General features: G+C 54.6%; 7 protein-coding genes and 2 pseudogenes. 3 read left to right on the top strand and 6 right to left on the bottom strand.

What is annotated here, in order from left to right:
- Window positions 1–4 precede the first annotated feature (4 nt).
- Window positions 5–2,269, bottom strand: a complete 2,265-nt coding sequence (locus tag Q1B13_RS23405; protein ID WP_299800570.1) for a hypothetical protein — start codon at window positions 2,267–2,269, stop codon at window positions 5–7.
- Window positions 2,270–2,894: 625 nt separating this feature from the next.
- On the opposite strand from Q1B13_RS23405, the gene Q1B13_RS23400 reads away from it, so the two are divergent.
- Window positions 2,895–3,071, top strand: a complete 177-nt coding sequence (locus Q1B13_RS23400) for a hypothetical protein (RefSeq protein WP_298934581.1) — start codon at window positions 2,895–2,897, stop codon at window positions 3,069–3,071.
- 204 nt (window positions 3,072–3,275) lie between these two features.
- Here Q1B13_RS23400 and Q1B13_RS23395 read toward each other — a convergent pair whose 3' ends face one another.
- Window positions 3,276–4,115 carry a LysR family transcriptional regulator gene (locus Q1B13_RS23395; RefSeq protein ID WP_299084841.1) on the bottom strand — a complete coding sequence of 280 codons (840 nt, stop codon included), beginning with the start codon at window positions 4,113–4,115 and terminating at the stop codon, window positions 3,276–3,278.
- An 81-nt stretch (window positions 4,116–4,196) separates the two neighbouring features.
- Here Q1B13_RS23395 and Q1B13_RS23390 point away from each other — a divergent pair, with 81 nt between their 5' ends.
- A complete protein-coding gene (locus Q1B13_RS23390; protein WP_299084844.1) occupies window positions 4,197–5,183 on the top strand; it encodes an aldo/keto reductase in 987 nt (328 codons plus the stop codon).
- 122 nt (window positions 5,184–5,305) lie between these two features.
- Window positions 5,306–5,898 (top strand): annotated as a pseudogene (locus Q1B13_RS23385) (IS6 family transposase).
- 164 nt (window positions 5,899–6,062) lie between these two features.
- Here the strand turns inward: Q1B13_RS23385 and Q1B13_RS23380 are convergent.
- The 4 genes and pseudogenes from Q1B13_RS23380 to Q1B13_RS23365 all read right to left on the bottom strand — a co-directional run.
- Window positions 6,063–9,263: an endonuclease/exonuclease/phosphatase family protein gene (locus Q1B13_RS23380; protein WP_299084846.1), complete on the bottom strand. Its 3,201-nt coding sequence runs from the start codon at window positions 9,261–9,263 to the stop codon at window positions 6,063–6,065.
- A 903-nt stretch (window positions 9,264–10,166) separates the two neighbouring features.
- Window positions 10,167–10,514: a hypothetical protein gene (locus Q1B13_RS23375; RefSeq protein ID WP_299800565.1), complete on the bottom strand. Its 348-nt coding sequence runs from the start codon at window positions 10,512–10,514 to the stop codon at window positions 10,167–10,169.
- Window positions 10,515–11,122: 608 nt separating this feature from the next.
- Entirely contained in the window at window positions 11,123–11,629 is a 507-nt protein-coding gene (locus Q1B13_RS23370) for a hypothetical protein (protein WP_299084852.1), read from the bottom strand.
- A 587-nt stretch (window positions 11,630–12,216) separates the two neighbouring features.
- Window positions 12,217–12,480: pseudogene (locus tag Q1B13_RS23365) on the bottom strand (integrase); the annotation flags it as partial.

The following is a 12,480-nucleotide window of genomic DNA, read 5'->3' as shown; positions in this document are numbered from 1 at the left end:
CGCCCTAGACCAACAGCTGCTGATGTGGCTCCCAAGGGCCATCGGCGGTTTGAACGGCGATTTGATTCAGCGCATCGACAACAATCCGATGTTCGAGCGCAATCAACTCATGTTTCAACCAACGCGTCGGATCATTGGGGTCTTGTTTAAGCGCTTCGGTCGAAGTGACCAGAACCATGTGGAACTTGCAAACTTGGTCGTCAAACACCAACCCCGTGGCAGCTTCGGCGGCTGGAATCTCGGCGTCGCCATCGCGACCATGGCGAAAGGACATCATCCTATAGCTGTTGTAGACGGGCCGTAGGTCATCGCCGATCTGGTGCAAATCGCCAATCAGGCGATACATCCGCGCCGTGGACATAATGCGGAACTGATAGTCTTGTTGCGAGACTTTCATCGTCTCGACCATCGTAAAGCGGTTGTTCAGTGCGTTGGGGATGTAATCGACGTGATCGAAATTATCAGTCTCAAAGAAAGCTTCGCCGTTTGCCTCAATACGGCGTGGACCCAGAATGCCATCCCAGGCAGGTGCGCCTTCAAGCCCAATCTCCTTATCTGTCAACGGCGCAACGACGCGGCCACCAGCGCTGCGAGAGCTGTCAGGCGCAACGCCAGGCCAGTATGCGGATAGGGCGGCACAAAGCTTGGCGTCTTCGGGGAAGGGGCTGCCTAGGCCATAGGCGGCAAGGTGCAGGACGTTTTCAGCCAACCCTGGATCAAATGTAACGTCAGTGCTGACATCCCAACCGGGTTGATAAATGCCAGCGGCACCATCAGGAAGGTACGATGCGCGTTGTACTTCCTCCACCGACCCAAATGATTGCCCACTGCCAACAGACCCCTGAAGCCCTACCAATGCGCTAGGCGTAGTGTTTTCAGGGCGAATGTCGGCACCATGGGCGCGCAGCGTAATGTTCGCGGCAGAGCGTTGGTCGGCCAGTGTCAACGGGGCGCGATTCCAGATGGCGCTGAAGCGCGAGGGTACTTGTGTTTCCCACCAATCCAGCAGCACGGACTGATCTACGTATGGGTAAAAATCGGGCGCGGCGAGAACCGAATAGGCGGGGACCATCCGCGATAGATCGCCGTCTAATCCGCCGATGCGCGCGTCGATCCAGCCATCACCTGCAAAATCTGTGTAATGCGCCGCCACATAGTTGCGCACACCGTCTACACGCGCCTGTTGCACGACCTCAGCTACGCGGCGTTTTTCGTTGAGGTTTTGCAATGTTCCGTCGTTGCGGATGCGGTGGCGCACGTGCATCCATTCTGGCGCAGGATGTGCGCGGCCACTGGCCGCGATGTTGAAACTGGGGGCCAAGCCATTGCCAGGCATTGCGGGTACGCGCGTACCAATATGGATACCATTGCGCAAAGTTGGCTCGATCATGCTGGCGCGCGCAATTGGAGAAAGCACACCGGGGCCTACTTCCGGTCCTGCCAGGAACTCAGCGAGGTCAGAGTCAATGAGGAATGGCTCGCCGTCCGTTTCTGGCGGTTCAAAACCGGACTCGAAACCTATCGTCCCGACAGCGCCCATGTTGTGTTCATGGATGCGCTTGAGCTTTTCATTCATATGATGGGCCACAAGCTGCACATCGAGATTTTTGCCGACCAAACAGTCCGGGCCAGAGAACAGCTTATGCACCGGAACCCAGAAATCCATGTCTTCATCCGCGCCAGGAACAGCTTGGCGACCCAGTCGCAACCCTCGGTTCATTTTGAAGGGGCCGAAATCGCTGTCGTCGCCTTTCAACTGCACGGACAGATAGGCGGCATAGCGACAAGCCAAGGCGCGGAAGGCAAAGGTGTCATCGGCGGAATCGCGCGGCAGATAGGCGCGCGCTTGGCCGTCCCATAGCGGATCGAGCGTACCTACGCGCGCAACGCCGGTACGAGAGAAGACCATATCCGCGTGATTGCCATGCACGGTTTTGGCGGCCTGACGGTATTCGCGGGCGAAGACGACCACGGCCACGTTTTGACCCACATCGATCCGCGCCAGCAAAGCGTCGAGAGATTGTGGCACAAGCCCAAAGACAACGTTCTCAATCAGATCGAGATCGGCGGGCGTTGGAAAAGAGGTGAAGCTATTGCCATCAATGTCGCGCGCTACGTTTGGTGAAGTGAGGGCGTGAAACAGTATGCTTTGTGCCGGACGGCCCGGCTCGATCAAGCGGCGGGCATCGGGAGCGATATCTCCAAACCCATCAATCGGCGCCAGTTCCAGCGCAGATAGGTGCGTTGGCGCTAGCAGATCGTCCCGCAAGGTCGGAGAATTGGGATCAAGATTTAGGTGGGCGAAAAGTGGCTGCCAGCCCCCACCGGAAAGGCGCGAAAGGCATGTGCGAAGATCATCAAGCATATACTCAAACCTAATTGCATAAATTTAATAGGTGATAATGTACCATAAATTGTTGTGTGGACGAAGTGGGCCCGGTGCCTAGATCTCCAACGGCTGGTACGATCCTCCATCGACGTGTCGATCAATTTCTCACGGATCGCCGTATTCGCGCTCTGTTGAGTTACGCCTCGCCCGATCTCGCGGTTGCCGCAAGCGGCAGCTTCGACGGATCGCTCCGCAGCATCGCAATGGCATCGCCCAACGTCCGGAAAGTGCCGCACCCAACTATCTGAAAACTGTTGAACCCGTTCATTGAGCAGGTTTGACAGATGCTCCGTAGTTTGAGACTCTCTCAGCATTCGCAAAGGAGACTCTTGCAATGGACCAGCATACTTTCTGATCCCGCCGCGCGCTGACCTGGATTGGCAGAATGCGCATTGAAACACTCCTGCGGAGGACTCTGACAATGGACAATCGACTCTAACCCCTTGCGGGCGTTCACGGTCGTGCATCTGCGCGACTTCAGCTTCCTTTTGTCATGAGGTGCATCATGCCCTTCAAACCACCAAAAACCACCCTCGGGCGGACCCTTCCTGCTGTGGAGGATACGCCGAAATCTGCTAAACTAGAGACGATCAAAGCCAAGCCGCCGCGCAACCTGCGTGTGAAGACGCCACCGCGTGCGGCCAAACGGATGGACATTCCCGGCAAAGCGAGGGGTCGCTAGAAACTGGTGCGGGGCGTGTCATGCGCCCCGCGTTGTGACCGGTATGGTCTACCTAGAAGCACGAGAAGTCCCGCGAGCGGAATTTGAAACCAAGCATCAGCTTTGCGGTTTTTGCGACTGCAGCGGGAGTACTTGCTGGATGGCGGCGAGGGGTCGTCATCATTGGCGGGACAGGAATCGACTACCTTGGGTGCCGGAGTTAATTCAGGCATCCAATTGCCCGTTCTGGCTGGCTTCCATCAGTATCGCGTGGGTGCGATCAATGACGTGTCGTACCTCTGGGAGAAATCGGTCGTCGTGGTGGGACACAAGCCACTGGTCATGTTCTAGATCAACAATCAGAGGCGATACCGGCTTGAGCCCTCGCTGTGCATTTCCGATAAAAGTTGGCAGAACAGCCCGAGCCATTCCCGCATTTGCGAGATCAAGGGCATTTTGCGGCGCGGTCACTTCAATGGCGTCGTGACCTTGCGAATGCTCCCGCAACCAATTTGCGGATGGTGTATTGGACAATACCCGCGCCCATGTCGAAACACTCTCGTCTACGGCATAGACGGCAAATCGGACCCGCCCGATTTTGCGGCCAGCCAAGCCGATCTCTTCTGGCCGATGGTTTCGAATACCAATCGCTGCTTCCCGGTGCCCAATTTTCAGCACGTCTTCAGAGGAAATGAAACGCAGTCGCACCGGTATTGATCCGCAGAGCTTCCCGACAGCGCCAACCAAAACCCGTGTGACCCAGGTTCCAGCCGAAATCTTAACCAAGGGTGGCGCAGTTGCGAGACTGCTTTCGGTGACAGGCAAGACACGCGCCTCAATACTTGCGACCTTTTCCAGCAACGCTTGCCCGTCCTTAGTCAGGTCATAGCCTCGCGGTCTGCGCCGAAACAACTCGATCCCTAAATTACGCTCAAGCTCGATCATACGTCGGCCCAGTGTGGGTGCACTCTTGCCGGTTTGTTCTGCTGCCGGGCCGAGCCCACCTGCTCTGGCAACTGCGAGGAAAAGCCGGAGGTTGTCCCAGTCAAAGTCACGTTCATTCATGAAACGATACTTACATTATGTGTTGTTGATGAAAAGATGGAGATGGCGTTTTTTCTGAGGGGTCACACAGGAGATCCACTGATGAAATTTCTCGAAAACGAAATCTACCCACTTGGCATGGGATGCTGGCCAATCGGCGGCAAGATGTATTGGGGCGAACAATCCTTAGGGTATACACGGTCAGACGACGATGTTTCGATTCGGACGATCCACGCTGCTTTGGATGGCGGGATCACACTATTTGATACGGCTGCTGCGTACGGTGCCGGGCATTCCGAACGGCTATTGGGTAAAGCGTTGAAGCGTCGACCCGATGCCTTGGTTGTCACAAAGATCGGTGTGGGAATCGATGAGGCGAGCAAACAGATCTCATTCGAGCCCTTCTCCCCCGATCAGGTTTCTCCCGCCGTTGAGGGATGCTTGTCGCGGCTGAAACGTGATCGGATCGATCTTCTGCTGTTGCACGTGAATGATATGCCAGTTGCAAAGGCCGAAGCCGTATTCAATGAAATGGATCGGTTGAAAGACGCCGGCAAAATACGCGCCTACGGCTGGAGCACCGACTATTCCAAAAGTGCCTCGGCCGTTTCATCAAGAGATAACTTCAAGGCGGTTGAATACGTGATGAACGTGTTCTTCGATGCGCCTCGCATGCAGACAGCGGTGCAAGAAGAAGGGCTGTTCTCACTTATACGCTCACCTCTCGCGATGGGTCTGCTTTCCGGAAAGTACGATCAGAACTCTGTCATGGCATCGGATGACGTGCGCGCATCCAGCGAAGAGTGGATGGAATACTACAAGGATGGCAGGGCAAACCCTGACTTCATTCAAGAACTCGATGCGGTTCGAGACTTGCTGACCTCAAATGGCAGAACACTTGTGCAAGGGGCTCTCGGATGGATATGGGGCCAATCTGAAACGTATGTTCCGATCCCGGGCGCGCGGACAGAAAAGCAAATCGATGGTATTGCAGAAGCACTAACCTTCGGCGCTCTGCCGGCAGAAACAATGAACGAAATTGAAAACCTGGTTAAGCGCATCCCCCACGAACCAGACCGCCCGAGATAGCCTATGGCATTACTCAAAAAAGATGCGCCGCAAGGGATGTGTCGCAAACTTTTTGTCTGGATTGACGAGCACGCAGCTTCCGACGTTTGTTCTCAGCGTATAGTTCTCTAACAGGCCTCCGTATGCTCTCTTTGAAAGGCTGCCACTTTGCCAAGGATGCGGTGTTACACGCTGTGTACTTCTATTTGCGGTAGGTAGGTTCGTATCGGGATTGGACGAGATCATGGCCGATCGCGGTGTGCAGGTCGACCCCGCCACCTTGAATAGGTGGGTAGCCAAGTACTCGCCGCTGATCACGTCGCGAGCGCAGTCTAAGAAGCGGCCAACGTCGAATTCTTGGGGTATGGATGAAACCTATCTAAGTGTCCGCGGCAAATAGATGTATCTCTATCGAGCCGTCGAAAAGGCAGGAAACACTCTTGATTTCAGGCTGTCTGAGCGCAGGAACGGTCCGGCGGCAACTAGGTTCTTTGCCAAAGCGCTGTCCAAGAATGGGTTTCCGGGCAAGGCCTTGATCGACAAGAGCGGAGCCAATGCGGCAGGTACTTGGGAAGTGAACAAGACCCTGAAGCGGTTTGGCGGCCCCGCCAAAATTCAAACAGTCAGGCCCAAGTTTCTGAATAGCATGATTGAGCAGGATCATCGGCTCAAAAAGCGGCGATTTCCCAGCGCTATGACCTCAGGTTTCAGGCTATTTGCCGGGCTCGCTGGATAGGTGCGTCCAGTAGGTCGCCGCCTCTGGCCGTTCCAAAAGTTTGCGACACATCCGGTCATACTGGCTAACTCAATCCGTTCGAGGTCTCCGGCGTTCGCGATGCGGCTAAATCTGTCGACAGTGTGCCACACGGTAGTACCGGATTGACCCCGTGTGGCATTGCCCTAAGCAATCAGGTTCTGATCAATCACCTCGAACGCAAATTCGTCGACTGTAAACATGGTGTCATCTATTGCTGATAGCTCTACGGCATCAAAGGTCGTGCGCCCCAGCGATCCCGCGAAATCACCGTCGTCAGCATCCGCCACCGTGGTGCCCACAAGAACACCGTCGTCGTAGAAAGCAACTTCGACTTCACCGCTGCCGTGACTGTCGCCAAAGCTGAAGATGAACTCCACCGCTTCTAGGTCCGTGTCTTCCAGCGCAATTCTGAGGCTTTCGTCACCGTCAACCGACGCGGCATCGCGGGCAAACAACGAGTCGTCAAATGAGAACACACCAATCGCCCCATGTTTGATCGCGACAAGTTCAAAATCGGTCGGATCGACAGCGTCCACTTTGATACCCACATCCGAAAACTTGAGGCTGTTGCGCACAGGGCCAAGCCGTTCGACATCCACAACTTCGCCGTCAATGCTTTCAAAGGCCTTTGTTTTGAACCAGCGACCCGCCTCAAACTCAACGGCCAAAGTTTGAGTATCTGGCAAAAACAAACTGGTCAGTATCGGGTCGTGATCCGAAGCCCGCGCACTGGTAGCGGCAAATTCGGAATTGACATGGACGATGTCGACAAGCGCACCCGAATGCAAACCCTCGGACACCAGAATATGGTCTAAAGACTGGCTGTTGCCCTGAAACTCAAAGCTATAACGTTCGTTTTCCGGGATATCGTTTGTCAGGTTGACGAGGTCGGTATTGGCCTCAAGGTCGGCCACGGGTGAGACAAATTCGAACTCGTTGAAGTCACCCAACACAACCGCATTGGCGCCATCACCCAGTCCATTGACGAAATCCTGAACGGCCTGGCTCTGGGCCTGGCGCTCATCCAGACTGCCGTTCACATCAACGTCTTCCTGGCGAGCGACAAAGTCCTGTTCGGTTCCCAGAATAGGCGCGGATCCACCTTTGGATGAAAAGTGATTGTTGACCACCGTGACGGTTTCACCGTTGAAAACAAAATCCGCGACCAACGGCAAACGTGCGCCCTCAAAGGCCTCGCCTTCACCTTGCCCACCGATGGTCTGCACGGATCCTTCCACTAACGAGACACGATCCGGATTGTAGAGAAAGGCGGTGCGGATATTGCCGCCGGGCTGACCCCCGGATGTTCCGTCCCCGATAAAGGTGTTGTCGATCACCTCATAAGCCGGACCACCCGCCGCGAGGATCGCCGCTGCCAGTTCCGCGAGAGTTTCCGCCGCCGAGACGGTTCCGTCATCATCCGAACCCGAGTTGTCCTGAACCTCTTGCAGACCAACGATATCGGGGCTGTTGAGGTTGTTGGTGATCTGCTCGGCAATGGCTGCAAACCGACCATCGGCAACGTCCTGATCGCCGTCACTATCATTGGGGTCGAGATTAAGCACGTTGTATGTTGCAATCGTCAACTCGTTGGCGGAACCGGCGAGGGTGGTCGTTTCCTGTTCCAATCCGGCTGGCTGGATGTTCGGTGTAAAATCCTCGGTCGGGAGAATTTCAAAGTTTCCGAAACTATAGCTCACCACACCGGTGACGTCGCCAAGGAGATCGCCGACATTCACCGTGGGAAAGTCGAAATCGAAAATCCCACTGTCTTCGTCAATCTGGATTTTCTCCGGATTGAAATCGTCTGGCGAAATATTGAGCGTGCCACGCTGCGAAAGACCCGTCGCGCCACTCCCCTGATCGGCAACCGCAAAGATCTCGCCAAACCGGCTGGTCCCACTGACAGCTTGCAGATCGGTTGCAGTCACGCGCATCCCTTCCAGGCTTTCGAAGAAATCGATGCCGTCCTGGGTTGGATCGAATGAAGCAAACGCATCATCGTCGATACTTTGATTGGGCACTGCCCGCTCACCCGGATCATTGCCGATCAGAACCGCTTCGGGCAGCGCATTGCCCGATGACTGCACCTCAAGGTTAAAAACATTGGTCAGTTGGGTGGTCGGCAGGTTGCCACTGCCTGTGCCGCCGGGAAAGAACTCGGCAACTGTTCCGCCCACGGAAATAGCATCACCCACGGTGACGTTCGGGCTTGATCCGGTGAACACGAAAATCGCGTCGGAGGTCGCATCATTGCCGTCACCTTCCGAATCCTGAAGATAGAACCCGTTGGAATCTACCGCAGTGACGATGCCGCTGGTTGAAACCATATCGCCCAGAACGTTTGATGGGCCGGCAGGCAAGTCCTCGAAGAATTCGGCAACCGTTTGCCCATCTGCCAAAACAAATTCCGACACATGGCCTGCGCCCTGGATTTCATAGATCGACACGATTTCGATGTCGCTGGCCGAGATGGACACCTCGACAACAGGCGCCAAAATTCCGTCGAAGGCGGGGTCGTCAGAGGTGACGGTGTGCTGAATGTCCTCGACCTCGGCTGCTTCGGGCAGATCGTCATCGACGGCGGTGACTGTGACTTGTTGAGGCTGGTCAAAATTGGCCGCATCAAACACAAGCTCAGTTGGCACAACGTCCAGATCAGCCCCCGCGGCTATGGTGATCGTGACGGGCTGCTCGGGCGCGACAGACAACGTGACTTCATATGAATCCGCCATACCCCCTTCATCGGCTGCCAAATTCAGATCATTTATGATGACCGATGGCGAGGGCGCGGCATCCGTGACCGTAAAACCCGTAGGCTCGATATCTTCAATCCTGGAATTGTCGTTCGTCCAGTTGGCGGGGTCGTTAACTGCGGCCTGCAATTCAGCTTTGGTACCGCTAAGCGGGCCGCTATAAACGCCATTGTCGGTTTCGGGTAAAGCAATTGCGCTTGTTCCGATCGCCAGCCCGGAAGGCAGCGCAGAGGTGTTGGAAGAGGTTGCGTCAGCCTCATAGCCGTTGCCATTGAAATGAACTGATGCGACAAAAGAAGGTGCAGCGTCATCACCTTGATAGGCGTGAATCTGATCGCCGCTGGCCGAGAAATTTGGCCCGGTAAATGCAGGGTTTATCACTGTACCCGCAGCGATGTTCGCCGATGCCGTCCAGACGAATACCCCCTCGGTGCTGCGGAACCCACCAGCTGCGAACCAACCGTTATCGGTGAATTTGATCTCGGTCCCCGCCTCAATGTCCGTCAAAGCAACAAATGTGAATTCGTCAGGATTGTCCGAATTGAACCCTGTAAACGCAATATCACCCGCAGCCAATGTAGTAACCATGTGAGCCTCCCTTTTTTGATCTGGTGAAAGAACGGCGAGCCGGTATGCGACTCGCCACAGCACAACCCACGGTAGCTCAACCTGGAGATGTTAGTTAATTGGTTGTACGTAACCGGCCCAATACGGCGGAGCTTTGCCGTCTGAGAATACGGCATCGTTTTTGATCCGTGCTCGACCGTTCAACCCTAGTCCATCCGAGGGCAGTACGATCGCCGCAGGGCTGACTAAGCCCTCGTCTAGCTGATTTGTTCGAATTGTTGCATACGGCCCATAGCGACCGATGCTGTGGTTTGTAGGTAATGTCTGATATCACGCTCCCAGGAGCATTTGTTCGGGCACATGATTTCTAAGTTTGTTGCAATTTGTCCAAAAGAGATGTGTTAAACTTCGTATCATGAATACTTGGACTGCAATAAAGAAGCTTGAAAGTGAAAACGGGGAACGCAACGTGGAGATATGTGTGAACCCTGACGGCAAGCTGTTTCGTTTTTACGAAAATGCTTGGATTGAAGTTGGCGAGGAAGAGCTGCTTTCACCCCGAAGGAGGCTACTGGACATGTCCGAAAATGTCCGGCTACTACGCCAGTATCAAAGAGTGCGAAGACGCGGCTCGTAGCGATATCGCATGGCTTGCTGACAACCGTTCTTGAAGCCTTGAACTAGAACAGCCAACTGCGCAGCGGTCGCGAATTGGCGCTTTGTCCGCATAGCCGACACTCAAGCAAACCGCGGAGACCATCCACTCTCCGCCCGTTACTGTGCCAATCTCCGTACCCCCCCTTGAACTTCCTTGCGGAAGAATCTGGTTACCCCCGGCCGGTCCCTTGGCTTAAATCCTGTAACTTTTGACACCCCCCTCTCAAGGATTTGGCACAGCAAAGCGGTGGCGCTGTGTAGCCTGCCTTAGCTTAGCTCTTTGCCCTTCGTCGCCGTGACCCAGTTGAAGAACGCAAGGTGGCGGTCTGCGTCTTCGTTTTTAGGAAAGCGCGTCGGCAACATGTAGGGCCCTGCTTTTCTGAGCAATTGCAGAAGCTCGAAGACATCACCCGGCCAGTGGTTTCCAAGCCAGAGCTTCCAACTCTCCAAAGCACCGCTTTCAAGATCGGCAATCGGAATATATGGCATCGGACGGCCAACCAAGTTGTTGTTTTTTATGTTCTTTCCTTCGTTCTTATAAGAGGTGACGGCTGTGTCACTCTTGAGCGACAGCAATGCCGACAGGCTGTCACCCTTTAAGTCGAGCATACACATCTGATACGCCCAGTGTGCATTCCGAACTTTGACCCGACGCAGGTACCCTGCCTATTCTAGCATCTTGATGTGGCGCTGCACTGTTCTCTTATCGACACAGGCGCTTTGCCAGTGTGGCGTTTTTTGGCCAACAGCGACCGATGTCTTTGTTCACATACGTATCGCACAAACAACTGGCCATTTGCTTTGCACCGCGTGACAGGTTGGCATCTTCATTGACCAGTCTTTTCCAAACGAAACGCAGCTTGCCGAACGCAGGGGTGTTCTGAGGCTTTCCCATCTGAACCCACCTACACCGTGTTTTCTTCGATCCAGGCACGAATATCTGCCAGCTTATAGCGGACTAGGCGGCCGACACGCACAAAACAGGGGCCACTACCCCGAAGCGCGCTCAGCTCCAAAAATCGTTTAGCTATCCCAAAACGCTCTTCAACCTAGACTCGCGTCAGCAGCCGGCCTCTTTCAGTTTCGCTCGTCCTCATCTCACTTCTCCTGCTACGCTGATACTGCGGGCAGTGTCGCAAGACCGAACTCGAAAGTCGTGTCCGTATAAATCAGCGAAAGTAATAAGAAATCGGAGAAGCTATTTTAGCTTCGTAATCAATGGTTTATGCATCCAAAACCCGTCTTGTCTGTGCCGCCAACCTCTTGATTGTTCCATCGACACCATGATTGGCAATCTCTATACCGTGAATGGCAATTAGCTTCCTCGCCGCTGCGGTAGCACTGTTTACGTTTCCTTCGCGAAGCATCTGAGCCCCTCCTTCAACAAAAGGTGCATCTAGTTTCTCAAAACCAGTTCCCTTCGGACGCCCGCGCGGCCTCGCCTTGAGCGTTTGTTCTTCGCTTGTTGCAACGCGATTGGCCGTTTCTTCCTGGCCTTTCGACTTGGATGCAGCAACTAGCATACAATCTGCCAACTGCTCTGCACCGATGAGCATCCAGGTCCCCTGCCCCGGATATGGATCAGAATATGGGTAGTTTTCTAATCCAAGCTCACTTTCCGCTTTGTCGAAGCGGTGAAGATAGGTCGCCCTGTCGATTTCATAGTGACCACCAGTGCCAAACCCCGTACGGGGCATCATCGGAACATATGCGCCTGCATCTGTTGGCATGAACCCAATCCAATGACCATGCGTGTGCACGTCTTGCAAATGCCTCCAAAAGAGCTGACGACATTCGTACTCTGCTCTCGCATAAGGTCGCAGCACTTGCGACAGATACGCCTCGCTCAAAAACTCCCGATCTGGGATAGGTAATCCGGGGCACAAATGCGCGCCGCGACGCGCTGGCCTTTTGCTTCCGGTTTCAGGAGGAGAGTCGTACCGGCTTTCGTGGCGGTAATCTATTTCGCGCCATTCGAGAAACAGGCGCTGAGTATTCTCTTGGTGTAGCTTTGCCGCTGCGCCAACCTGACGTTCAACCTCCGGGCTACACAGAGAAGTAAGCCCGCGATGCCACTGCAAGCCCCGGTCATCCAGGGCCGACGCTAAGCGCCCATTCGGACAAATCCTGCGATGATGCCCTGAAAGGCGGCAAGATCGATCTTCGGGCCATCCAAGGCGCTTTTTGCGTAGGTTCGTAAGATCATTTCAAAGGGCCCCCTTTTTGCGGTGTGGTGTCCCTTGCTTATCCGTTCTCAATGGTTTCCATGGGTCGATCTTTCTACCCTGTGACACGGAAGTAACCTCCCCCTTATCAATCAAATAGCTGTCCGCTCCCGCTCAATGCGAAAGCTCAGTTCATCGCACAGAGTATTCATAGCTGGTCTGAGGGCATCGAGAGACGGTTTCACGTAACGCTGTCCGGTGATCGAAAGTGGTGTGTGGTTGAGCAAACGGCCAACTATCTCTTCGAGTATCCCTGCCTCCATTGCTACTGTTGCAAAGGTTCGACGATGGGCGTGGCTGGACCATTGCATGCGCTCAGGTCCCTTCAGATGACCCGTGGGGGATTTGGGTGACGG

Origin of the sequence: uncultured Ruegeria sp., from assembly GCF_947489545.1 — a bacterium.
Lineage (GTDB): Bacteria > Pseudomonadota > Alphaproteobacteria > Rhodobacterales > Rhodobacteraceae > Ruegeria.
Note: the sequence above shows the minus strand (reverse complement) of the source record. Positions and strands in the feature narration are given on the sequence as shown.